General features: G+C 43.9%; 23 protein-coding genes. 16 read left to right on the forward strand and 7 right to left on the reverse strand.

Annotated features, from left to right (window positions below):
• Positions 1-71 precede the first annotated feature (71 nt).
• Positions 72-290 (reverse strand): DUF2945 domain-containing protein, encoded by a 219-nt coding sequence (locus V7R35_RS05525; RefSeq protein WP_334013713.1) that lies wholly within the window; start codon positions 288-290, stop codon positions 72-74.
• Positions 291-561: 271 nt separating this feature from the next.
• Here V7R35_RS05525 and V7R35_RS05530 point away from each other — a divergent pair, with 271 nt between their 5' ends.
• From V7R35_RS05530 to V7R35_RS05580, 11 genes are all read left to right on the forward strand, one after another.
• Positions 562-1728: an alpha/beta hydrolase-fold protein gene (locus V7R35_RS05530; RefSeq protein WP_334013714.1), complete on the forward strand. Its 1167-nt coding sequence runs from the start codon at positions 562-564 to the stop codon at positions 1726-1728.
• A 167-nt stretch (positions 1729-1895) separates the two neighbouring features.
• Positions 1896-2339 carry a hypothetical protein gene (locus V7R35_RS05535; RefSeq protein WP_334013715.1) on the forward strand — a complete coding sequence of 148 codons (444 nt, stop codon included), beginning with the start codon at positions 1896-1898 and terminating at the stop codon, positions 2337-2339.
• Positions 2340-2520: 181 nt separating this feature from the next.
• Positions 2521-3108, forward strand: coding sequence for a DUF2726 domain-containing protein (locus V7R35_RS05540; protein WP_334013716.1), 588 nt, complete (start codon positions 2521-2523; stop codon positions 3106-3108).
• A gap of 171 nt (positions 3109-3279) precedes the next feature.
• The gene (locus V7R35_RS05545) at positions 3280-3981 is read left to right on the forward strand and encodes a 5'-methylthioadenosine/adenosylhomocysteine nucleosidase (protein ID WP_334013717.1); all 702 of its coding nucleotides are present in this window, start codon (positions 3280-3282) and stop codon (positions 3979-3981) included.
• Positions 3982-4926: a cobalamin biosynthesis protein gene (locus tag V7R35_RS05550; RefSeq protein WP_334013718.1), complete on the forward strand. Its 945-nt coding sequence runs from the start codon at positions 3982-3984 to the stop codon at positions 4924-4926.
• A complete protein-coding gene (locus tag V7R35_RS05555) occupies positions 4923-5768 on the forward strand; it encodes a cobalamin-binding protein (protein WP_334013719.1) in 846 nt (281 codons plus the stop codon). Before V7R35_RS05550 ends, V7R35_RS05555 begins: the two co-directional genes overlap by 4 nt.
• Positions 5769-5822: 54 nt before the next feature.
• On the forward strand, positions 5823-6227 hold the full coding sequence (locus V7R35_RS05560) for a rhodanese-like domain-containing protein (RefSeq protein ID WP_334013720.1): 405 nt from the start codon (positions 5823-5825) through the stop codon (positions 6225-6227).
• Positions 6228-6287: 60 nt separating this feature from the next.
• Positions 6288-6692 (forward strand): DUF2721 domain-containing protein, encoded by a 405-nt coding sequence (locus V7R35_RS05565; RefSeq protein WP_334013721.1) that lies wholly within the window; start codon positions 6288-6290, stop codon positions 6690-6692.
• A 12-nt stretch (positions 6693-6704) separates the two neighbouring features.
• Complete coding sequence (locus V7R35_RS05570; RefSeq protein WP_334013722.1) at positions 6705-7304, forward strand: GNAT family N-acetyltransferase; 600 nt, start codon at positions 6705-6707, stop codon at positions 7302-7304.
• Between the two features lie 75 nt (positions 7305-7379).
• Positions 7380-8711 carry an NAD(P)/FAD-dependent oxidoreductase gene (locus tag V7R35_RS05575; protein WP_334013723.1) on the forward strand — a complete coding sequence of 444 codons (1332 nt, stop codon included), beginning with the start codon at positions 7380-7382 and terminating at the stop codon, positions 8709-8711.
• Between the two features lie 176 nt (positions 8712-8887).
• Complete coding sequence (locus V7R35_RS05580; RefSeq protein ID WP_334013724.1) at positions 8888-9241, forward strand: DUF1428 domain-containing protein; 354 nt, start codon at positions 8888-8890, stop codon at positions 9239-9241.
• A gap of 55 nt (positions 9242-9296) precedes the next feature.
• On the opposite strand, the gene tyrS is transcribed toward V7R35_RS05580, so the two are convergent.
• A complete protein-coding gene (gene tyrS / locus V7R35_RS05585; RefSeq protein WP_334013815.1) occupies positions 9297-10496 on the reverse strand; it encodes a tyrosine--tRNA ligase in 1200 nt (399 codons plus the stop codon).
• Between the two features lie 412 nt (positions 10497-10908).
• Between tyrS and V7R35_RS05590 the strand changes: the two genes are divergently transcribed.
• The 4 genes from V7R35_RS05590 to V7R35_RS05605 all read left to right on the forward strand — a co-directional run bounded on the left by V7R35_RS05590 (position 10909) and on the right by V7R35_RS05605 (position 16698).
• Positions 10909-12234 (forward strand): OapA family protein, encoded by a 1326-nt coding sequence (locus V7R35_RS05590; RefSeq protein WP_334013725.1) that lies wholly within the window; start codon positions 10909-10911, stop codon positions 12232-12234.
• A gap of 6 nt (positions 12235-12240) precedes the next feature.
• Positions 12241-13401: an anhydro-N-acetylmuramic acid kinase gene (locus tag V7R35_RS05595; protein WP_334013726.1), complete on the forward strand. Its 1161-nt coding sequence runs from the start codon at positions 12241-12243 to the stop codon at positions 13399-13401.
• A 142-nt stretch (positions 13402-13543) separates the two neighbouring features.
• Positions 13544-15370, forward strand: a complete 1827-nt coding sequence (locus tag V7R35_RS05600) for a sensor domain-containing diguanylate cyclase (RefSeq protein ID WP_334013727.1) — start codon at positions 13544-13546, stop codon at positions 15368-15370.
• 206 nt (positions 15371-15576) lie between these two features.
• Positions 15577-16698 (forward strand): alkene reductase, encoded by a 1122-nt coding sequence (locus tag V7R35_RS05605; protein ID WP_334013728.1) that lies wholly within the window; start codon positions 15577-15579, stop codon positions 16696-16698.
• Positions 16699-16759: 61 nt separating this feature from the next.
• On the opposite strand, the gene V7R35_RS05610 is transcribed toward V7R35_RS05605, so the two are convergent.
• The 3 genes from V7R35_RS05610 to V7R35_RS05620 all read right to left on the reverse strand — a co-directional run bounded on the left by V7R35_RS05610 (position 16760) and on the right by V7R35_RS05620 (position 21002).
• Positions 16760-18508 carry a substrate-binding domain-containing protein gene (locus V7R35_RS05610; protein WP_334013729.1) on the reverse strand — a complete coding sequence of 583 codons (1749 nt, stop codon included), beginning with the start codon at positions 18506-18508 and terminating at the stop codon, positions 16760-16762.
• 103 nt (positions 18509-18611) lie between these two features.
• Positions 18612-19058: an SRPBCC family protein gene (locus tag V7R35_RS05615; RefSeq protein ID WP_334013730.1), complete on the reverse strand. Its 447-nt coding sequence runs from the start codon at positions 19056-19058 to the stop codon at positions 18612-18614.
• 144 nt (positions 19059-19202) lie between these two features.
• Positions 19203-21002 (reverse strand): trans-sulfuration enzyme family protein, encoded by a 1800-nt coding sequence (locus tag V7R35_RS05620; protein ID WP_334013731.1) that lies wholly within the window; start codon positions 21000-21002, stop codon positions 19203-19205.
• Between the two features lie 155 nt (positions 21003-21157).
• Between V7R35_RS05620 and V7R35_RS05625 the strand changes: the two genes are divergently transcribed.
• A complete protein-coding gene (locus V7R35_RS05625; protein WP_334013732.1) occupies positions 21158-22141 on the forward strand; it encodes a D-2-hydroxyacid dehydrogenase in 984 nt (327 codons plus the stop codon).
• A 41-nt stretch (positions 22142-22182) separates the two neighbouring features.
• Here the strand turns inward: V7R35_RS05625 and V7R35_RS05630 are convergent, their stop codons facing one another.
• Positions 22183-22755: a glutathione S-transferase family protein gene (locus tag V7R35_RS05630; RefSeq protein WP_334013733.1), complete on the reverse strand. Its 573-nt coding sequence runs from the start codon at positions 22753-22755 to the stop codon at positions 22183-22185.
• Positions 22756-22888: 133 nt separating this feature from the next.
• Entirely contained in the window at positions 22889-23233 is a 345-nt protein-coding gene (erpA, locus tag V7R35_RS05635) for an iron-sulfur cluster insertion protein ErpA (RefSeq protein WP_334013734.1), read from the reverse strand.
• Positions 23234-23318 lie beyond the last annotated feature (85 nt).

Genomic DNA, 23318 nt, shown 5'->3' on the forward strand with positions numbered 1-23318 from the left:
TCTCGCAAGTAGCGGCAGTACCTCATCATTTCGAAGTTAGTTATCTTCAAGATAAAATATTGAACTTTATACTAAGATGATTTTTTAAGCTCGCTATGAGATTTTAAAACTTTGCTACCGTCATCTTGTTCAATAAGGTAAGCGGGATCGTTTTCACTAGCTTCACGCTTTACTGAAGAGCCTTTCAGCGTGCGTTCTACATCGCTGGTGAATTTTTCTCTTATATTGCCAGCGGCACTATCGTTACCCCATTCCCACTCAACTTCTGTGTTTATTGCATAATGCTTCACGTTCATTCCCTTTGAGGCTAGTTTTCACGTCGACGTAAAATGTTAACGAATAGGAAGACAGATAAGTTCATACCACTTTACAAAAGGCGAAAAACCAATAAATGCGTCACGCTTTAAAGCCGTGGTCCGCAGAAAACATGTCTAAGGGAGTGTGTTGGCTCAACTACCCATAAAAGCTAAGCGCACAGCGTTATACAAAAACAATACCGAAATAAGAAGCATACAATTCTTTTAAAAGTTGCTAGAGTGGGAGAAAAAAACAGGGATAAATATGAAGTATTTCAAATGGTTGTTAGCGCTCACCAGCTATTTTTCTATAGTGTTCACCGCGCAAGCAAAGGATTACGACACAATACAACTTCAATCAGAAGTACTCGACGAACAGCGACAGTATTCGGTTTCTTTACCAAAAGACTATGCTAACACTGAGCAGCATTACCCCGTTATTTATCGTTTAGACGGCGCCCAAAATATCCCCTTAATGGAGGCGGTACTAGGCAGGCTACAGGAAAATGATGCTGCACCACAGGTCATTATTGTTGCTATTGAAAATACCGACAGACTACGCGATATGTATCCTACCGTAAATGAGGATCCCAATGGTCCGGTTGGCCTTGGTGGTGGCGCTGATAAGTTTCTATCATTTATAGAAAATGAATTGATCCCTGATGTTGAAAAGCGTTATCGCACCCATTCGACGCGAATTATTGCCGGCGCCTCAGCAGCAGGGGTGTTTAGTTTATATGCTATGCAAGAACGCCCAGCACTGTTTGATGCGCATATTGCTTACAGCCCAGCGGTTTGGTGGAATACAGGCGCCATGGTTGAACGAACCAAGCAATGGCTTTCTTCTAAGCCCACCACAAATACCTATCTGTACATGAATATGGGTAATGAAGGGCTTCCTATGCGCCCTTATTACGATAATCTTCTTGCTAGCTTTGAGAGCTCTGAAAATCCGAAAATTCAAACGGTTATTGACCAACACGACGGGGTGTCGCATGGTTTAACATCAACCGCGGGCATCTTTCACGCCTATCAATCGTTTTTTATGAGTAAAGTCTTTGCGCCTGAAAACGTTACGCCTGACATGCAAACCATTGATAACTATTACAAGCAGCTAGGTAAACAATGGGGAGTAGACGACACACCGCCCGAGAACGTAGTTCGTCAATTGGGTTATTACTTTAACTGGCAACAACAACCCGAATTGGCCATGACACTTTTCAAACACAATATGTCTCACCACCCCAAAAACCCCGATGCGATAACGGGTGTGGTATATGGATATGAAGGTCAAAATCAGCTAGCCCAAGCGCTGAATTTCGCTGAAAAAGCATTAGAAGTTGCCGACAAAGCACATCCATATTACGACTATTTTGTGAAAAACGTCGAACGTTTGAAGAAAAAAGTTGAAGGTGTGGGACAGGGCAAATAGTCGGCTTATACCATCGTGTCCAAGTGTATACCTAAAAATGGCAAAATAACCCGCTATTTAGCCATTGTAGTAGTTGAAGTGTTTGTGGTTCCGCTCTACTATTTTCATTAAACAAGCGCGGCTATCAGCAAATCTTTGCTGGCAACAGGTTAATAACGAGTACCCCTATGCTGAAACACAGAACTACATTATTACTTTTAAAGCCTTTGTTTTCTTTGGCATTGGTTGCATCAGTGGTTTCAGCGCCAGTAAAGGCAGACACACTCGCACTTAACAGCCATACAGATAGCGACAAACCTGACGCTACACAATCATTATCGCAGCCTGACACTGTGTCGTGCCCTTCATCATTTCACGATGTTTCAATTACCGACGACGCTACACAATGTCAGCAGTTTGAGACCCAGATACCTGCGGCTATGGTGTACCACACTAAGCAGAAAAACGACCAAGTTGTCGCTTTCTACCAGCAAGGTATACCATCGCTGAAAGTGCATGCGCCAGTAAACCAACGTACCCTTTTAACGTCAGAAAATAATCAAACGCGCATTGTCATTTCACCTGATAACGCAGGATCGCAAGTAGATATCCTTGTGGTTCCCCAAAATTAAAACCTCTAAAAATTAAATACATAGCTCTTACTTGGACCTTTATTGGGCTTATTACATCACAAATATTTGTTGTTAGATCATTTTTGGCATCTGCCTTGCAAAATCAGTAATACATCTTGAATGGTTTAACTAAGCGTCATTTTTCTGACATGGCTATTTACTGATTTTTGTGAGGATAACAATGGAATTGGCAATTATTTTGATGATGTTACTTATTGTCGTTGCACTAGGCGCCATAAAACTGTCTGATGGTGGCGTTGCATTTCCGTTTCGTAGAAAGCCACAGCTTTTTACTCCTGTTGAGCACTCTTTCCTTAACCTTATTGAGCAAGCGATGGGTAGAGAGTTTCGCATTGTGTGTCGTGTGCGTTTAAACGACTTAGTATCGGTACGTCAAACCACAAACAAGAAAACAGCAAGCCAAGCGATAAGCAGAGCGTCAAGCCGACAGCTTGATTTTGTATTGGTTGATAAAACAGACATGAGCCCTGTACTTGCGATTGACCTAGTACACAACCAAGGTAAAGACGGATACAAATCACAAAAAGACTGGTTTGTAACTGGCGCATTAGATGCTGCAGGTTTACCACATGCTCGCATTAAGGTGAAGTCGGGTTACAGCGTTGACGATATTCGCGAATGCCTTGAAAATAAGCTTATTCCTTATCGCCGTATTCAGCAGAAAATGGCACAACTGCCAACACACAACCCAGAGCCACCAAAGCGCCCCACGCGCCCTATTCGCTCAAGTCGTCCAGCAGCCGCGTAACAAATTGTAGTACCTCTTCCCCTAGCCTTTGTTGCTTTGCTATTTTTCTTACTCTCAAAATAGCGGTAACAAAGGCATTTTTCTGTCAGTTTCCCAATATTCCTTATACAATTACATCGTAAGTGCGCTTCACTAGCGCGTAACCCCCTTTCAACGCATATCGGTAACACTATGAAAAAAATTGGTATTTTAGGTGCAATGGATGAAGAAGTTGCGCTTCTTAAAGCTTCTCTTTGGGATGTAAAAGAAACGCAGTGGAAACACCTGACTTTTTACGAAGGCACACTTAACGATATGGAAGTGGTGCTTGTAAAATGCGGTATCGGTAAAGTTGCAGCAGCTATTGCTACTACCGTTATGATAGAACAATACGCGCCAGATGCTGTCGTAAATACCGGTTCAGCGGGCGGGTTTGATAAGAACCTCAATATTGGCGATTTGGTTATTGCCAGCCATGTAATTCACCACGATGCCGATCTTACACATTTCGGCTATAAGCTGGGCCAGTGTGCTGGTATGCCAGAAGACTACCGTTGTAATGAAGCTTTAATGCAGGCTGCCGCGTCTGCTGCCAGTGAAATTGATACGCTGCAATCAACTACCGGCCTTATTTGCACGGGCGATGCATTTATTGGTAGTGACGAAGCGGTAGCAGAACTTCGCACCAACTTCCCAGAAATGAAAGCAGTAGAAATGGAAGGTGCCGCAATAGGCCAGACCTGCCACATGCTTGGTACACCCTTTCTAGTTATCCGCTCGCTATCAGACATTGCCGGTAAAACGTCTTCGGTGAGCTTTAAAGAGTATTTAGAAACAGCCGCAAAACATTCAGCGCAGCTTGTGATGGCAATGATTAAAACACTTGCCAAATAAATGACCTTATTTGCAAGCGACCTTTATTTCCCGTCGCTGTTAGTACTTTGGTTAGCTGTCGCTGTAGATGCACTATGGCGATGGCCACAAAGCACCCACCCGCTCACTTTCATGCGCTACCTCATTAGGCAAATGGGTCAGAAAGTACTGCCATCAGACAACTATGCCGCGGGTCAGCACTATATATCTGGAGCATTAGCTGCCATTGTTTTACTTTCACCGCTTGTCGTTTGTTTGGCTGTGCTGGTGTACATGGCGGAATACCCCGTCTTTTTCGAAGCTGTCATCATGGTTTCGTTATTAGATTTTGGCTATCAACGTCAACAGTACAAAAAAGTAATGGCATGTGTAGGGCGCAACAAGAAATCTCTTGCTCGTGAAATGGTAAAAACCATCACCGCAAGGCAATGCCACGCACTTACCGATATTGGAATTGCAAAGGCGGCCATTGAGTCGCTTTATCTAAAATTCCTCTATTTATACTGTGGTGTTATTTTCTATTTTGTGGTGTTTGGCCCAATTGCAGCGCTTGTTTACCGGCTATTACTACTTACCTCATGGCAATGGCACTACCGCGAAATAGGTATGCATCACTTTGCTTTGCCCGTCAGAAAGCTAGTGTCGGTATTAGTGCTTCCTCCTGCTATCTTCGGCGCTTTTGCCACGCTGGTAGTTACTAATCCGATAAAAGGTATTGCTGCAATGCACAAAGCGCGTCAAAAAGACAAAACCTCACTGCTTCTTGCTTTATTGGGCGGCGCTTTAAATATTAAACTGGGCGGCCCTGCAATGTACGCAGACAAAAAATACCGCCATGCCCGAGTAGGTGGTGTAAACGATGTTAAATATTCATCGATGCATCATACTCGCCAAACGGTGCATTACGCCATGGCCGTTGTTTGTGCGGTGGCTTCATTGGTTTTGCTCGCGAAGGGAGTGTTATGATGAGCTCGCAGAAGTCGTTTATCGCTGTTTTTGCTTTTTTGGCAATGACAAGCGCTTTTGCAGACGCCGAAAGTAGTGAAGATCAGATCGTTAAAGCAAGCCCTGAGCTCACTATTATTAGTCTTGCACCTCACCTCACAGAGTGGGTTTACAGCCTAGGCCTAGAGCAACATTTGGTCGCCGTTAGTGATTATAGCGACTATCCCTCTGAGGCCACTTCATTGCCCCGCGTAGCCGACTACCAAGGTGCAGATATTGCAGCTATCGTGGCTTTAAAACCTACACTTGTGCTTGCATGGGATGGCGGCAATAAACCCCAAGACATAAATAAACTTCAAGCGCTTGGCATTAACGTATTTAGCAGCCGCATTACCAACTTAAGCGATATCGCAAGTGAACTGATTAAACTTGGCAAGCTTACGGATAAAGAAACAGCTGCCATAAGGTTAGCGCACCAGTTTCAGGCCGATATTAGTGCGCTAGAGCAACAGTATGACGTAGCACCACGCAAGTCAGTTTTCTATTACTCCTGGACGGCACCACTTATGACTATTGGCCCTAATGCTTGGCCAAATAAATTACTTAACGTATGCGGTGCAAAAACGGCATTTGAAGATAGCCCAGTAGATTACCCTCAAGTATCGGTAAAAGAAGTACTTACAAAGCAGCCAACAGCTTTAATTGCAGCAAGCAAAAGCACACCTGAGGAACTGGCTTACTTCTGGGCTCCTCATCGCGATTTTTTGCAAGCACCACTCGTTACTGTTAATCCAGATATCACAAGCCGATTTTCACTTCGGTTAATTAATGAACTAAAAAACTTGTGCAATGGTATAAACTAAATCGCATAAGCGTTATACTAAAGTTTAATTTAATACATAGAGAGTAAGGTTCGAATGAAAGCAGCGATTGCGGTTATATTAATTGTCTCAAGCATCGCTCTGTTTTTTACTTTACATTATTCTGCCAAAGCCAGCTCACAAGCATCTGTTGCTGCCTCGCCTTACCTTATAGAACGTGTAGCTAATAACGATTGGCTTCTAATCGATGTACGCTCTCCGCAAGAGTTTGCGCAAGGCCATATTCCTGGCGCAGTAAATATGCCCCACGAAAATATAAACGACTACATCAGTGAGCTTGAAGGCCATAAAGACAAGCCCATTATTATTTACTGCCAGTCTGGACGCCGGGCAAAGCTAGCAATGAAAGTACTTCAAAAACTCGATTTTTCAGAAGTTATGCACCTTGAAGGCGATATGCTTGGATGGAGTGCTGCTGGCATGGCTGTCGATCGTATGTAGTGATACACTTTTCACCTTGGTCTGTATTTAACTTTTTAATATTGATAAAGAGTTTCCATAGTGAAAATTGATATTGTTACGCCAGCTATGCTATTTCCCGCAATTTCACTGTTGCTGTTAGCGTACACCAATCGCTTCTTAACGTTAGCCACAATCATCAGAAACTTTTCTAAAGAAGAGCGCGACGAAAGCACGCTAGCGCAGATTAAAAACCTTCGTAAGCGAATTCAGTTAATAAAACGCATGCAAATAGCGGGGGTAAGCGCCTTTTTTCTTTGTGTGGTGTCTATGCTCGCTATCTACCTTACCTATCAACAGGTAGGTAATTGGGTATTTGCGGCTAGTCTTGTATCGCTACTTTATTCGCTGTGGACGTCAGTCAGAGAAATTCTGATTTCTGTTGAAGCATTAGATGTACATTTAAATGGCATCAAACATGCTCACGATAATGATAACGAAGATTAAAGAAGCTTTTTAATGCAAGTAGATAAACAAATAAAAATGCACCAATCTGATATCTCCTACACCCCGCTGGCACCATCTCATTTCGCTGGAGTCATTGAACTTGGCAACGCCGTACACGGCGACAATTATCTTACCGATGAACTTATAAACGACTACTACAATAGAAGTTTTCACAACCACGTAAACGCCAGCTGGGTAGCGCTACACAACAATATTGTTGTTGGATTCAGGCTTACGTTTGCTCACAGCCAATGGCAAGCAGACAAATGGTGCTCTACCGACCTTTGGCCTGTAGATGCTAAGTATGTGTGTTATTTCAAGTGCAATACGGTGTCGCCGAGCATGCAAGGTCTTGGTATTGGCAGTACGTTACTGAAAAAGTCTATCGAAAAAGCAACTGAACAAGGTGCCCTTGCTGGTCTTGCACACATATGGTTAGCAAGCCCAGGCAACAGTGCGTTCAAATACTTCACCAAAAACGGTGGCGAGCTTATAAAAAAGCACCCGAACAAGTGGCGCTATGCGTCTGTTCATGAAGGGTACGACTGCCCCGTTTGTGAGGGGTATTGTGAATGTGAAGGCGCAGAAATGATGCTCCGCTTCAACGAATAACGAGTAATGAACACTAGCCCACATGCAGTTTTTTTTCAGTGCTAAGATCTCAATTTTATGTTGTATAAATAAGCTATGTACGACCCGCTAAAATCCAAAGGCGTATCGCCATTTGACCCACAACCCAACAGTTACTGGCACCATACTCACACGTGCCGTAAGTTTGAGTCACTTAAACAAAACATATCAACCGATTACTTGATAATTGGCGGTGGTTACACCGGTTTATCCGCTGCAATCACATTCGCGGAAGCTGATAAAAACACCACGGTAATCGACGCTAACACGATAGGGTTTGGCTGTGCAGGCCGTAATGGTGGCTTTGTGCTTTCTGGCAGTGGACGGCTTTCTTTAAGTGCTATAGAAGAAAAATGGGATCAGAAGACTGCAAAAGGTATGCAGGCCGAGTTTGACGGCGCGGTAGCACTGGTGAAGCAGCGAATAAATAAATATGACATGCAGGTTGACTGGTGCGACGGTGCTTACTACAAGCTTGCCCACAGCAAAAAAAGTGCAACTACACTTCACCATGCTGCACAAAAGCAGGCCGCAGACTATGGTGTTAAAAGTACATGTTTAAGCCAAGCGGATATACAAGACAGATTTGCGATTGGGCACGCATACGGTGGCGTAAAAGTGGACGGCGCTTGTTTACACCCTTTAAAGCTTATTGATGATTATGCCAGAGTAGCCGATAACTTAGGTGCGGCGCTTTACTACAGCACGCCTGCACTGGAAATAGAAAAAACGCACAACGGGTTCGAAGTTAGCACACCGAACGCCATCATTACCGCTAAACACGTAGTTATTGCTAGTAATGCTTATACGCCAAAGCGCTTTCACGAAAAAGTGGACAATAAACAGTTTCCGGTACAATCGAGTATTTTTGTTACTGCCCCTCTTTCAAAAAGCCAAAAAAATGCCTGCGGCCTAACCTCGCCAATGAGCTTCATGGATACGCGTATGATGAAATACTATTACCGCGTATTACCCGACGGCCGACTGCTGTTTGGTGGACGCGGGGCAGTAAGCGCAAAAGGCAGTGACAGCAACAGTGAGAAACAGCGCTTATACAAGGCTATGGTGAAAAGCTTTCCGACCCTTAAAGGCATTGGTATGGATTACTTTTGGAGCGGTTGGGTAAGCGTGTCGTTTGACGATATGCCGCGGATATTTGCAGATACTCAAAGCACCAATAAACTTGGGTACGCAATGGGTTATTGTGGTTCTGGTGTATCGTTTGCGGCATTTGCTGGCATGCGCCTAGCACAGCGTATGATGGGCCAAGAAAATTTCGACACTACCCTACCGCTATATTCTTCATCGCTACCGTCATTTCCATTTCCAGCATTTCGAAGGATGGCGCTGCATGGCCTATACCAGTGGGCAAAGGTCGCAGAGCGCTGAAAAAGTCCAGAGCATTAACACAAGTCAGAGCGCTAGCAGAGGCCAAAGCGTTGTCAGCGCTCTCGCACATGCCTTAAAAAACAACTTCGCACCTTATCAATAACTGCTAGCCACCTGCTCACACTTCGTACTACTCTAGTGATAACGCCCAAAAGGAAAGCACAAGGATTATCACTATGTCTTACATTGATGGATTTGCCGTTGCCGTACCAAGCTCTAACAAAGAAGCTTATATTGCCCACGCCAAGCTAGCTGGCGATATTTTCAAAGAATATGGTGCACTAAAATTAATTGAAGCATGGGGAGACGATGTTCCCGACGGTGAAACCACGTCGTTTATAAAAGCGGTGAAGGCAAAAGACGATGAAACCGTAGTGTTTTCAATTGCTTTTTGGCCCAGTAAAGCGGTACGTGATGAGGCATGGAAGAAAATAATGGAAGACCCAAGAATGCAAAGCGATGAAAACCCCATGCCTTTTGACGGCAAGCGTTTAATTTATGGCGGCTTTGAAACCATTCTTGAACTATAAAAACATAAAAGCCCGCAACTATTGCGGGCTTTCAAAAATAACGTTTAAACAATGTTTACGCTAACGTAATGCGTGCAAATTTACGCTTGCCAACCTGATAAACATTTTCGCCTTTCTCGGTAATAAGCAAACGTGTGTCTTCTACTTTGTCACCATTAATTTTTACGGCGCCCTGCTTAATCATGCGCATTGCATCAGATGTTGAGCCAACAAGCTTTGCCTCTTTAAGCAAGTTGCCAATTGCAATACCTTCATCGCCAAGGGCAATTTCTAACTCAGGCATGTCATCTGGAATAGCATTTTTCTGGAAACGCTGGATAAAGTCTTGGTGCGCGCCTTCTGCTGCCGCTTCGTCGTGGAAACGAGCAATAAGCTCTTTCGCAAGTAGGATCTTAATATCGCGAGGGTTTTCACCATTTTCTACACGGGTTTTAAGCTCAGCAATTTCTTCTAATGGACGGAAGCTAAGAAGGTCGTAGTAGCGCCACATTAGTTCATCGGAAATCGACATTACTTTACCAAACATATCGTTAGGTGCATCAGTAATACCAATGTAGTTATTTAGTGACTTAGACATTTTCTGAACGCCGTCTAGGCCTTCAAGAAGCGGAACCATAACAATTGACTGTTGTGTTAGCCCCTGCTCTTTTTGAAGCTCACGGCCCATTAGCAAGTTAAAGCGCTGGTCAGTGCCACCCAGCTCAACGTCTGCTTTAAGTGCTACAGAGTCCCAGCCTTGAACTAGCGGATACAAAAACTCGTGAATAGCAATTGGCTGACCATTGTTGTAACGCTTTTTAAAGTCGTCACGCTCTAGCATACGCGCAACCGTTTGGCTTGCCGCCAATTTAATCATACCCGCTGCACCAAGCCCGTCCATCCACTCAGAGTTAAAGCGAATTTCAGTTTTCTCTTTATCAAGAATCTTGAACACCTGCTCTTGATAGGTCTTAGCGTTTTCTAAAACTTGCTCTTTGCTTAAAGGCTTGCGTGTAACGTTTTTCCCTGTAGGATCGCCAATAAGGCCAGTAAAGTCACCAATAAGAAAAACAACCTTGTGACCAAGCTGCTGAAAAGTACGCAGTTTATTAATTAGTACGGTGTGACCAAGGTGAAGATCTGGCGCAGTAGGATCGAAACCCGCTTTAATCGTAAGGGTTTTACCGGATTTAAGTTTCTCTTTTAAATCCTCTTCGGGAAGAATTTCATCAACTCCCCGTTGAATCTCAGCCAGCGCTGTTTGCCAATCGTTCATTTGTAAGTCACACTCTTTGATAAGACTAATTTCAATTTTGGCCGGCATTTTACGCGTACAAGGGAACCATTAAAAGGTTTAGGCGTCAAAAACCGGATTACAATGCGTCATGTTGTTAAACGCAATAGCTTTAGCCAAGCCAATAAGCACTGAAATCGCAGAACAGGGGGGAAGGGCTTACGCAAACACGCTGTAAACCCATCCATGGGCGCTCCGCCACCGCATCCCTGCGGTGGAGGGTTTGCTACAGCCCCTCCCCCCTGTTCGCTTAAATCTCAGCGCTCATTAAGTTGGCTGATTAAAGTCATTGGGTATACCAATTTGCGCTAACTATAATAAGAGAAAAGTTGCATTTTTAAGCAACGTATGTGAAATAGTGTTGTGCACATAAATTTCTCAGGTGGGCAGTAGTATGAGAAAGACATTAGGCGCCTCTAAGGCGCTACATTTATACAAAAAATTACCAAAGCAGCATCGAACTGGGCTAGCGATAGCCAGCCTTTTTCTGGGTGCGCTTATCCTTTTGCCGTCTGAGCCGGTAGAAGCAAGTCGTCATCAAGAAGCGCATATTCTTGATGCGGGAGTTCGCTACCCTGCAGAGATAAGCATCACGCCATCTACCGACGTATTTTCTGGCGAAGAAGAGTCGCATTGGCAAACGTTTAAAGTTCGTAGCGGCGATACCTTGGCGAAACTATTTAAGCGAGCGGGTTTCACTTCGCGTGACGTTTATAACGTTACCCAGTCTGGCGAGCTTTCAAAAACATTAGTTACCTTACTTCCTGGTGATGAACTGTCGTTTAAAGCGAATAAAGACGGTAGTTTCGGTGAACTTAAGTACAAGTTATCGTCTACAGAAACCTTATTTGTGCGTCCTGACAACAGCGACGAAAATAGCGCGTTAACGGCTGAAATTGAAAAGCGCGATGTAGACATTCGTTATAATTTTGCACAAGGTGAAATTACGTCGAGCTTTTGGAATGCCGCAGTCGATGCGGGCCTAACCAGCAACCAAATAATGAACTTAGCGGGCATATTTGGTTGGGATATCGATTTTGCCATGGAAATTCGCTCTGGTGATACTTTCAACGTGGTATTTGAAGAGCAATTTATTGATGGCGAATTTGTGGGTTATGGCGACATTGTTGCTGCTGAGTTCACAAACCAAGGTGAAGCATTCAGTGCGATTTTGCATGAAGACGGCACTTACTACACGCCTGAAGGCCGTAGTATGCGCAAGAGCTTCTTACGCGCACCAGTGAACTTTAGATATGTAAGCTCTAACTTCACTAAAGCACGCTTTCATCCTGTTCAAAAACGCTGGAAAGCACACCGCGGTACCGACTATGTTGCTGCCGTTGGCACACCAATTATGGCGGCAGGCGACGGCAAGGTAATTAAAGCGGGTTATGACAAGTACAACGGTCACCACGTATTCATTCAGCATGGTGAGAAATACACGACAAAGTATCTACACTTTAAAAAGCGCGCAGTGAAGCTTGGTGAGACCGTGAAGCAAGGCCAAACGGTGGGCTATTTAGGAAGCTCAGGTATGGTAACTGGCGCACACTTGCACTATGAATTTCTTGTAGATGGCGTGCACCGCAACCCTCGTACTGTAGAGTTGCCTAAGGCGCTGCCTATTGCAAAAGAAGAGCGTGAGCGTTTCATGGAAATTGCCAACCTTCGTCAACAGCAGCTTAATAACAACAAGCGTATTATGCTTGCCATGAAATAGCACTTTATGGCGAAATATATCGGCCTAATGTCAGGTACTAGCATGGACGGTGTTGACGCCGTCCTATGCGATATATCTAGTCAAAGCTGCAATACACTCGCTGCTCATACACTTTCCTACTCAAACGAGCTGCTAACTGTATTAAATCGTTTATGCTCTGAAGGGCCTAACGAATTAAATACACTGGCCGTGGCCGATAGATTAGTAGCTGAAGCATTTGCCCTTGCTGTTAATGAACTGCTTGCTAAATGCGAACTTTGTGCCTCAGACATCGAGGCCATTGGCTCCCACGGTCAAACCATTAGACACTACCCTAACGGTGATGCACCAAACACTGACTTTTCTGCACAATCAGCTCGCGGGTTTACCTGTCAGATAGGCGATCCAAATACCATTGCAGTGCTCACCAATATTGATGTTATTGCTGACTTTAGGCGAAAAGATATTGCGCTAGGTGGGCAAGGCGCACCGCTAGTGCCGGCTTATCACAACGCGGTATTTGCACACAAAGAAAAACATCGAGCTTTAGTGAATATTGGCGGCATGGCTAATATTACTATCCTTGCGCCTGAAAATTCAGGCATCGCGCCGCTTGGTTTCGATACAGGGCCCGGCAATACACTACTAGACAAATGGGCACAGCAGCACCTTAACAAAGCGTTCGACGAAAATGGCAACTGGGCGGCGTCTGGTAACGTCAACGAAGCATTGTTAAACCACCTCGTAAAAGACCCATACTTTCAACAGCTACCGCCTAAGAGTACTGGAAGAGAGTATTTCAACCTGCAATGGCTAAGGAAAACCTTACTTTCCTTTGCCGATACTGCACCAGAAGACGTGCAGGCAACCCTTTTACAGCTAACAGCAATTACCATTGCCAATGATGTGAAGCGTGAGTTGCCCGCACCAAGAAACCAAGAGCCCAATGAGGTTATTGTGTGCGGTGGAGGCGCGTTTAACAACACGCTTATGCAAACGCTACGTTCACTTATGCCAGCTTTCAACGTAGTAGATAGCAGTAATGCTGGTATTCACCCTCAACACGTGGAAGGTACTGCTTTTGCGTGGTTAGCAAATGCGTTTAAACACAATATTCCTGGCAATGTTCCCGCAGTAACGGGAGCATCACGGCCTGCGGTGTTGGGCGCACTCTTCAAATCTAACTAAAATCTTATTCTTTAGTCTAACTTTTGATTAATTTTTAAACTATTCGAATTCCTTAAACGTTTCAGCCTTATATGACACTGTCGCAGTAAGATGGTTATGTAATACATGAACACGCTTATCGATAGCGTTTAAGGCCCACTCGATGGAAATGATTAAAGGCAGTATCCCCGCAAAACCCTATCCAGTTGAAGAGTTAAGGTTAGATGCTCTTCGCCAAACCAATTTGCTTGACTCTGAAGCATCTGAACGCTTTGATGCTATAACGCGACTTGCCGCAAAATGTTTTAATGTGCCTATTTGCCTGATATCTCTAGTGGACGTTAACCGACAGTGGTTTTTATCGAAATGCGGATTAAATGCTAGCGAAACCCATCGAGATGATGCTTTTTGTGCGCATGCTATTCACGAAGAGACCATGCTAGTGGTTGAAGATACCCTAGAAAACCCTCTGTTCCGCCACAACAGACTGGTAACTGGAGCACCACATATTCGATTTTACACAGGTGTCGTACTAAGAGGTAAAAACAATTTACCTCTTGGCACACTTTGCATAATTGATACAAAGCCAAGAACAATGTCGGAGGAAGATAAAGCAATGCTTGTTGACTTCACAAAGCTGGCATCACAAGAGATAAACGTACCACAAACGCTTAGTGACGATCGCATGAGAAAGCAGCTACAGAGCAGCCGCGACCCGTTAACCAATGCGCTATTCTCTTCGGCTTTTTTTAAAGAAGTAGAGACCAAAATATCGTCTGCAAAAGAATCGTTTAAACAGTACATAGTGCAAATGCATATCGCAAATATTGATTATGTTACTACCGCATTTGGTAGCGTAACCGCTGACGAGATGGTGCTTGAAGTAATAGCGCGATTAAGAAACTGCGCTGCGGATATTGGCATGTACTCCATTGGAAAGTTGAGCAACGATAGATTTAGTGTGTATTTACAGTCGCCACTTGAAAGCGATGATAATCTTACAGCGGAAAGATTAAAAACATGTCTTGAGAACCCTATCAATACGTCATCTGTAAGCCTGTCGCCAACACTTACGCTTTGCGTATATCACTTGTCTGATACTACTCAATCACTTGAAGAAGTTAGCAAAATGTCGCGAGCCTACCTTGATTCATTCTCTAATGAAGATGGAGTTGTCAGCCGTGTATTGTGCGCAAAACAAAACGAGGAAATTCAAAAACGTTTCGTGTTATTGGGTGAAATAAACAATGCTATTTCTAGAGATAAGCTTCATTTGCTGTATCAGCCTAAATTAACCGCACAGGGGTTGGCGCTAGAAGGCATGGAGGTGCTGTTAAGGTGGTATCACCCCACTCTAGGTGCTATTTCGCCACTGCTTATTATTGAATTAGCAGAAGAGGCGAGACTACTTAACAAACTAGAGCGTTGGGTGTTCGATAAAGCACTGCATCAAGCCGCTGTGTGGCGCGCGCGTGGAATCAACGTGCCCAATATTTCTATTAATGTGAGTGGTAAAACACTGCTGTCGATGGGCTTTCATAGCTTTATTTTGGAGCGATTAACCCATTACGACCTGCCCGCAAACATACTGGATATTGAAATTGTTGAAAGCTCTATTTTCGAAGATATCGTTTCAGCTATTTCAGTAATGAAAAACTTGAAAGAAACGGGAATAACTTTTTCTCTTGATGATTTTGGTACGGGTCATTCATGCCTGTCGTATTTGAAAAACCTTCCGGTTAAGTTCCTTAAAATTGATAAATCGTTCGTTGATAATATCGTGGATGAGCAAGAGGCCGCTACTGTGTGTTCAGGCATCATTAGTTTAGCTAAGGCAATGAACATACAAACGGTTGCTGAGGGCATTGAAGACGCAACTCAATCGATTATTCTAAAAAGTATGCGCTGCGATATGTTCCAAGGGTATCACTATGCTAAACCCCTTAGCGCCGAGCAGCTTGCAGAGAAATACCTTACACCTGCTTTGTAATGTTTAAATCTGTAAATGTGCTAGCCAACTTCCCTAATTTGGCTAGCACGATATCAACTTTTCTATAGCAAATCGCGATAAAAACCAGTCTTGAATCAATCCAAGTCGTAGCTATCTCTGTACTCACTGATACATAGCGATGCGCAAACCCTTTTGGGTTTGCTATCAACTTACATCGCGTTAAAGCATAATTTCAAGGATTAAAAATGACAGACTCTGTACTATTTCAAACCGTTGAATGGGCGGGAAACAAACTAAAAAACCGCATGGTACTTGCACCACTTACCAGAGGACGAGCAGGTCCCAACCGCGTTCCCAATAAAATAATGGGCGACCACTATGTACAACGTGCTGGAGCAGGGCTGATTATTTCTGAAGCCACATCAATTTCAGAAGAAGGCAATGGTTGGGTAGAGTCGCCAGGAATATATTCTGACGCTATGGTAGAAGGATGGAGCTCGGTGGTAAGCCGTGTTCACCAAGCAGGAAGTAAAATGGTGCTTCAGCTTTGGCATACAGGGCGTGCATCACATAGCGACTTTCATAATGGTGAACTGCCCTTATCAGCATCAGCGATAAAAATTGAGGGTGATGAAATTCACACGCCAAAAGGCAAAAAAGAGTATGAAGTGCCTAAGGCCATGACGGTAGATGACATTCAGCGTACCGTAGAGGACTATAAAAAAGCGGCAGCCAATGCTAAAGCGGCTGGTTTTGACGGCATAGAAGTACATGCGGCAAATGGCTATTTAATTAACCAATTCATTGATAGCAGAAGTAATCAACGTACTGATGAATACGGTGGCTCTTTGGCTAACAGATATCGCTTTTTATCTGAAGTGATGGACGCGGTGCTTAGCATTTGGCCAGCAGAGCAAGTTGGCGTTCGCCTTTCACCAAACGGCGTGTTTAACGACATGGGCGCTGATGATTATCGAGAAACATTCACCTATGTGGCCCAGCAGCTTAACAAACTAAAAATCGGTTACCTTCACGTAATGGATGGTCTAGCATTTGGCTTTCACGAGCGTGGCGAGCCAATGACATTAGCCGAGTTTAGAGCGCTGTTTGACGGTGTAATCATCGGCAACTGTGGTTACACCCAAGAAGAAGCTGAGAAGCGTATTAGTGACGGGGACGGTGACATGATTGCTTTTGGCAGACCGTGGATTACTAACCCTGACCTTCCAGAGCGCTTTGCTCACAACTACCCCTTGACCGCGTTTGATGACCCTGCAAGCTGGTACGGCAAAAGTGTTGAGGGCTACAACGATTTTAAAACTTTCGATGAACAAAGTGGCAAAAGCACGCTTGAAGCGCTTAGCTGAATGTAAGTTTTAGTGACGTTGCGAACGCTATTTTTCGAAACGTAAAATTCATAGTATCGCGCTAGAATTCAGGCCTTACCGTGCTTTCTAGCGCGCTCTTAGTAATTGGCTTTACAGGTAAAAACGTTAATAGCGGCACATCGTCACCCAGCATAAATCTAACCAGTGTTTTTACCGCCAAATTAGCTTCCTCTGTTGGCGACTGCCACACCGAGCCCCAAATTTTCCCTTGCTTTATAGCATCATAGCCATCACCAAACAGCGTAGCTGAAGTTACTTTAAAGTCGGTTGGCCAATTTGCATCTGTTAATGCCTGCATTGCGCCTAGCGCCATATTATCGTCAGCAGCGTATAAACCATCGAATTCGCTATGGCGTCTAATGACTCTTTCCATTGTGGTGTAAGAACGCTCTCTCGACCAATATCCTGAAGACACATCAATGACTTCAATATCAAACTCGCTGTCATGTTGGCGTCTCTCTTGTAAATAATGATGAAACCCTAAGCTTCTTAGCACTGCAGTTTTATATCCAGGGAATCCTTGAATTTCCACCACTTTGCCTTTACCACCCAACGCAGTGTCCATCATCTCGGCAGCTAGCCTGCCCTCTTTGTAGTTATCAGGGCCAATATAGCCCCGAACATATTTCCACAAACCTTCTGCTACAGGTGTATTTACCAAAAACACTGGAACGCCTGCCTCATAGGCATATTGAAGCGCAGGCTTAACTTTCTCACCGTGTACCGGCCATAAAGCAACGACATCTGGCTTGCTATCGATAACTTGTTTCATCAGGTTGTTTTGCTGGTCAATACTGCCCTTAGCATCGTGAATTGCGACTTTAACGCCCAGTGTTTCCGCCATTTCAGTAAATTGTTTTATGTAAGTACTTTGATAGGTGTCGGTAGCCCAGCTAAAGCCAATAATAGCGACATTAATGTTATCTGATGATGACTTGATAGTACGGGGGGGCAGCCCGCTGCCTTTGAGTGACCGTAACCGACTGGGCTCTAGGTAAGTGGCAACGGGGGTTTCATCAGGTATCATTTGAATATTGTCGTCTATTTGATAGCGCGAGAGTATTTCTTGGTATGTTCCAGAACGCTTCAGATGCGCAAAGCCCTCCTCGAAAGCTTGCTTAATACTGTCTTTTTGATCGTCGGCTTCGCTTATACCTAAATACAGTTCAGATGAACTTATGTATGGGGGAGACACCACAACCAAGTCTTTGTAAGCTGGCATCTGGAGCATGTAGTCTGCTGTTAGTCTATCGGTAATCGCGAAATCAATACGGCGCTTTTGGACCATATTAAATAGCTGTTCAGTAGTGCCAATCTCTACTTTATGTGCGCCCGTAAAATTACTATATTCATCCGAAATCAACATGCCTCTGTGAGAGGCAACACTGTGGCCCTTCAAACTTTCAAGGCGTCCATTCCACTTATCACTTTGTTCGCTATGTTTAACTAAAACAACAGGCAAAGTGTTATGAATTAATACTCTGGAGCCGTTTATATCAACAACATCCTCATAACTTGCGGGAAAAATAACATCTGCCTCCCCCGTCATTATTTGTAGCTTTGCGCGTGTCCACGGCATACTGTATCGAATAACGTTGTAGCCACCGTAGAAAAAAGCAGACTCTACCACTTCACTTAAAAAGCCTTTGCGGTTATCAACATCACTCGTGTAAGGGGGGCGTTCTACTGTAACAATGCTGATGGGTTTAAGCTCACCCTCATCTGATAGGTCAGCGTTTGCGAAAAAAGAAAAGAATAACAATAAAACGAAAAGAAAATGAAAAGGCATTTAGGCGCGATCCAACTGGTTAAAAACACGTGTTACCCAAAAAAGATAGTTTCACGATTTCATTTCTTCCAGTAAATCACGCACCAATCTTAGTGCTTAATGGTTAGCTAAAGGCACTTTTCTCACTGGCAAATACGGCTAACTTTTCTAAACACGACATCCACGCGTAGTTGTGTTGGTCACATTCAGCTTTATTCGCAAAGCCACTTTGAACAAGCACCAACCGTAAGTTTTTCTCGTCGGTCTCTTCAAAATGAATATCTACCGACGTCATTACCGAGTCTTCTAAATCATCTTCCCATGCCCAAGAAAAAGCCAGCTGTTCGTTTGCCAAAATTGTAACGTACTCGCCTGTTAACGACATTTCAGCACCATTGGGCTCCATCATTTTAATACGATACCTTCCGCCTTCTTTGAAGTCGCTCATCACTTGCGTCACAACACAATCGCCTGGTGCAAACCACTGGGCTAAGTATTCCGGCTCGTGAAATGCCGCAAAAACAAATGACAGTGAGGCATCTAGCGTAACATCAATTTTGAATTGGTGCATAGGGCAGCCTTTTAGCTTGAATAATAAAAATCCCGAGCCTGCATAAGGAAAGACTCAGGATGAAAAAACGTTCTCGTTTTTATATCGACCGCAATGCAGATTAACTTAATACTGGCTTGCCAGTTCTCTGTTAACCTTTAATGATTACTGGCCTTTCATTAACGATGCCATACTTGCCTTACTGCCAAAATGCTGCGCACATACGCGCTCGCTTGTACTTAAATACAACGTGTCTATGCGCTCGTTTTCCATAAATTTGGCACAAAAACCGGGAGAGTAAGGCTCAATAAAATGCTTCGCCGCTAGCATAAAGTGTGCAATGAGTTGTTTAACGTTATCGGTTCCCATGGCTATACGCATAGTAGTTAGCTCAATGCCCGCTTTCTTCTGCTCTTCGGTACTTAATTCAGAATGCGACGTTAACGCCGGGCAAAGAATAATGGTGTTGTTCTGTCCAATGCTCACCTGATGACTAAACGCGGGCTCAAGTGCATCAAAGAAACGCGTAAACACATCACGTGGTAAATTGGCGGGTGCCATATCTACCGTAAACAGCGTGCAAGGCCAGCCATGCGCATGCTGTTTCTCGCGAAGTCCAGCATTACTGTGTTCCGGCAAAGCATGACAGTTTACTCTTATTTGCTCGTGCGCATTTAAGAACGATGTAAACACTTCGGTGTTTATCACTTTCGTCATCATACGTTGTTCAAGGGTTTTCATGCCGTTTAAAACATCAAACGCCTTTTCAGAATCTAAAAAAGCCCCTTTAATGTAGTACACATCCCAAAACATAGTTTGCGACCAGTCCACACCATTCATGCTGCTGCCTTTTGGCTGAAACATTCTATGGCCTTCACCAATTACTACCCCAGCGGTAGTGGCACCGCTACCGCATAAATCCTTGGTGTAGCTGTGCATAACGTAGTCTGGTCTTGCCGCTTTGTTTTTATGTTGTAATGGTTGATGAAGCACAGGCGTTGCGAGTGTGGAATCTAGCATTACCAATGCACCCTCGGCATGTGCTAGTTCGCAGATTCCAGGTACATCTAGTACGTACCCGTGCGGATTACACGGTGACTCTAAATACACATGCATATTAGCGCCATTGTTTAAGCGATCAGCATGCTGGTGTTTAGTTTGCTGCATGAAGTCAGCAAAACTTTGGGCGTCGTAACCGTCAAACCAAGCAATCTGAATATCCATGCGATTACTGCGTGCAAAGTAGTCGTGAAGAAGCTGGTATACACCGCCATACACATTTCGCGACACAATAAGTACATCGCCATGACTTAACACGTTAGACAAGCAAGCATCAATGGCTGCCATACCAGAGTTAAAGTTCCACGCCAGATATTCAGCGGCATACGGACCAGCTTCCATATCAACAATGGCATTCGCTAGTGAGATATTGGTAGGGTTCAGCAAGCGTGAGTAAATTTGGTGAGTGAATTCTTTACCTTGGAAGGCGTCATCGACCCACTCGGTACAGGCATAAACGTAGGTTGCCGTGCGCACAACCACAGGCGTTGCAGAAAAAAGCGCGGTAACATTATCGAATAAAGGGTAATGCCCCTGAGAACCATTGCCCCCTGACAAGCTTTGATAAGTTGCTCTAAAGGGGTTTTGTAGCGTATCTAAAATTTTCGCAATTTGAAAAGAAAGAAACTTTTTAGCATTGAAGTAAGCTACTCTGTCTTCTTTATCAAGCCCTTGTAGCGTATTGCTGGTAATGCCCCACAATTGCATTACGCTTGATTGCGCACCGTAAAGATGATGTGCTGTGCTTGCTAGCGCTTTTCCATAATCGCTTGTTGCATCTATTCCAAAATGAGCGAGCTGCTCGGCAACCAGTGCTTCAGTGGTATTTGCATCGGTTGTGTTTCGTTTTGGTGAAAGCACTTTCGCGTGCTCAACATTGATTGGAGTATTAGTATTTGACTGCATAGTGATTCCATTACGTATTGATACCAATGTTTATTGATATGACACTTCTTCATTTACAAAAATGTAAAACTTTAATCACAACTTTAGAACAAAGCGCAGCCCGATAAGTAGGATGCTAAGAGGAAAGAAATGTTTACTTGGAAAGAGAGAAGCTAATGAAAACAAGCGATTTGAGCACTATTGCTCTCACTATTCTAAGTGACGAAGCTCCAGAAATTAAACAAGCTATAACGACCCAATTGAACCACCAAGCAGCGAAGTTCGCTGACGTATCGATTGACGTTGTGCAGTGCGCGATGTCTGTAACAAACATAGACGTAAACAATGTTAGTGTTTTACTCGCCGACCCCGACCTTGCTGCAAGCATTATTGAAAAGTGCCCAAGCTTGACGTGGTGTCAGTCAACATGGGCGGGCAATACACCACTTCTGCAATTGAACAAAAAAGACTATGTGCTAACCGGACTGAAAGGTGTTTTTGGTAAGTTGATGCGCGAATACGTATTTGCCTATTTGTTACAGCACGCAAGAAACATCCCTACTTTTGAAGCGAATCAACTAGCATCACCGCCTAAGTGGGAGGCATCAAGCAGGCTTCCTCTGAATGGGCAAACATTAGGTATATTGGGCATCGGCAGTATTGGGCAAGCGTTAATACCTGTGGCGAAAGCCTTTGGCATGCATGTTGTTGGGCTTTCGCGAAGTGGTTCTCATGTTGAAGGTACTGACAAAGTATACACACCCGATGAAATAGCTGACTTTGCAAAACGCGCAGATCACGTTGTTAACTTAATGCCTGATACACCGAATACACAAAATATGGTGTCTTATGATTTGCTGAATCAGTTAAAACCACACAGTATTTTCATTAATGCCGGGCGCGGCAGCGCGGTAGATGAAGACGCTCTTATAAAAAGCTTAGATGAGGGAAAATTGGCGCATGCCGTGTTAGATGTGTTTAGACAAGAGCCCCTGCCTGCCGGTCACGCGTTTTGGACACATCCCAACATTTCAATTACAGCACATACCGCTGCTGAATCGGCACCAAGCGACATAGCAGATGTGTTTTTAAACAACGCATTACGCTATGCCACAAATAAGCCTCTTAACTACGCATTTAACTTCGAGCAGGGCTATTAAGCATCGCGCCTAATAGCCTTAACCGCTTTAAATTACTTTTACTAGTTACGTGGATCGGTAGCGGTTACTTCAATGCGATGATGATGTTTTTCGTGAAAAGCTAGCAGCTGTGGGTACGCCTTCATGTTGTGCAGCTCTCTAAAAAGCACCCAGTCAATCATAGTATAAAGACAAATTTCTGGATAAGCCCACCCAGTTAAACCACCTGCATCTACTTGTTCTGACAATGCACCAAGCACGGCTTCAATTCTTTCATTTTGCAAACGGTAATACATTTTATCCTGACTAATGTCGAAGTCAGACCGCTTTAACAACATTAACTGCACAAACGAATCGTTTGCTGCATCGATAAGCGTTAGCTGATTTTCTTCTTCCCACGATAAGCCAGTATGTCCAAGCTTTTCAGCCAGATAACGGTAAATGAGTCTTGAGTCGAAAATGACCCGCCCATCATCTTCTAAGCAAGGCACCTTTAATGTGGGGTTACGAGACGCTAATAAATCGCGGTCTGCACCCGAGAAGATTTGTAAATTTAAAAATTCGTGTTCAGTGGAAGAAAGCACAATACGAATTCTACGAACATAGGGAGAAGTAGTGGAGCCATACAATTTCATACAAAATGCCTTAAGCGAAAATTTTGATGAAATGAGTGTAGCTGGAATATGAAAAGAATGGGAAGAGCGAGCTGAAGTACAACCGATAAGCATACAAATTAATAAGATGTATGCTTATGATTGTTAACCTTTATTACACGCTGAAGCTAGCGCCGCAGCCACATGTGGTTGTAGCATTAGGGTTTTGAACAAGAAAACGAGAACCTTCTAGACCATCTACATAGTCAACCACACCGCCAACTAAGTATTGCAGGCTCATTGGGTCGACAACCAGCGTTACGCTATCTTTTTCGATAGTCATATCACCTTCGTTAACTTTTTCGTCGAATGTGAAGCCGTACTGAAAACCCGAACAGCCACCACCGGTAACATAAACACGCAGCTTTAGGTCAAGATTCTCTTCCTCTGTAACAAGGGCTTTTACTTGTGCTGCTGCTGCGTCAGAAAATTCAATTGGCAACGCCGTTTCTACAGACATACCTACCTCTTAATAATTACCGTGCGCCTATACACACTGTTGCGCACAATTATCTAATACTTGAGTATTTTCATCAACTATTGGG

The organism is Alteromonas sp. S167 (assembly GCF_036864375.1).
Lineage (GTDB): Bacteria > Pseudomonadota > Gammaproteobacteria > Enterobacterales > Alteromonadaceae > Alteromonas.

Excerpts from the sequence above, each read along its gene's own strand:
- V7R35_RS05575 (WP_334013723.1), top strand. The coding sequence starts at position 7,380 with ATGTACGACCCGCTAAAATCCAAAGGCGTATCGCCATTTGACCCACAA.
- V7R35_RS05530 (WP_334013714.1), top strand. The coding sequence starts at position 562 with ATGAAGTATTTCAAATGGTTGTTAGCGCTCACCAGCTATTTTTCTATA.
- V7R35_RS05615 (WP_334013730.1), bottom strand. The coding sequence starts at position 19,058 with ATGCACCAATTCAAAATTGATGTTACGCTAGATGCCTCACTGTCATTT.
- tyrS (WP_334013815.1), bottom strand. The coding sequence starts at position 10,496 with ATGAACGATTGGCAAACAGCGCTGGCTGAGATTCAACGGGGAGTTGAT.
- V7R35_RS05535 (WP_334013715.1), top strand. The coding sequence starts at position 1,896 with ATGCTGAAACACAGAACTACATTATTACTTTTAAAGCCTTTGTTTTCT.
- V7R35_RS05590 (WP_334013725.1), top strand. The coding sequence starts at position 10,909 with ATGAGAAAGACATTAGGCGCCTCTAAGGCGCTACATTTATACAAAAAA.
- V7R35_RS05580 (WP_334013724.1), top strand. The coding sequence starts at position 8,888 with ATGTCTTACATTGATGGATTTGCCGTTGCCGTACCAAGCTCTAACAAA.
- V7R35_RS05550 (WP_334013718.1), top strand. The coding sequence starts at position 3,982 with ATGACCTTATTTGCAAGCGACCTTTATTTCCCGTCGCTGTTAGTACTT.
- V7R35_RS05570 (WP_334013722.1), top strand. The coding sequence starts at position 6,705 with ATGCAAGTAGATAAACAAATAAAAATGCACCAATCTGATATCTCCTAC.
- V7R35_RS05610 (WP_334013729.1), bottom strand. The coding sequence starts at position 18,508 with ATGCCTTTTCATTTTCTTTTCGTTTTATTGTTATTCTTTTCTTTTTTC.
- V7R35_RS05625 (WP_334013732.1), top strand. The coding sequence starts at position 21,158 with ATGAAAACAAGCGATTTGAGCACTATTGCTCTCACTATTCTAAGTGAC.
- V7R35_RS05540 (WP_334013716.1), top strand. The coding sequence starts at position 2,521 with ATGGAATTGGCAATTATTTTGATGATGTTACTTATTGTCGTTGCACTA.
- V7R35_RS05545 (WP_334013717.1), top strand. The coding sequence starts at position 3,280 with ATGAAAAAAATTGGTATTTTAGGTGCAATGGATGAAGAAGTTGCGCTT.
- V7R35_RS05555 (WP_334013719.1), top strand. The coding sequence starts at position 4,923 with ATGATGAGCTCGCAGAAGTCGTTTATCGCTGTTTTTGCTTTTTTGGCA.
- V7R35_RS05630 (WP_334013733.1), bottom strand. The coding sequence starts at position 22,755 with ATGAAATTGTATGGCTCCACTACTTCTCCCTATGTTCGTAGAATTCGT.
- V7R35_RS05595 (WP_334013726.1), top strand. The coding sequence starts at position 12,241 with ATGGCGAAATATATCGGCCTAATGTCAGGTACTAGCATGGACGGTGTT.
- V7R35_RS05560 (WP_334013720.1), top strand. The coding sequence starts at position 5,823 with ATGAAAGCAGCGATTGCGGTTATATTAATTGTCTCAAGCATCGCTCTG.
- V7R35_RS05620 (WP_334013731.1), bottom strand. The coding sequence starts at position 21,002 with ATGCAGTCAAATACTAATACTCCAATCAATGTTGAGCACGCGAAAGTG.
- V7R35_RS05600 (WP_334013727.1), top strand. The coding sequence starts at position 13,544 with ATGGAAATGATTAAAGGCAGTATCCCCGCAAAACCCTATCCAGTTGAA.
- erpA (WP_334013734.1), bottom strand. The coding sequence starts at position 23,233 with ATGTCTGTAGAAACGGCGTTGCCAATTGAATTTTCTGACGCAGCAGCA.
- V7R35_RS05605 (WP_334013728.1), top strand. The coding sequence starts at position 15,577 with ATGACAGACTCTGTACTATTTCAAACCGTTGAATGGGCGGGAAACAAA.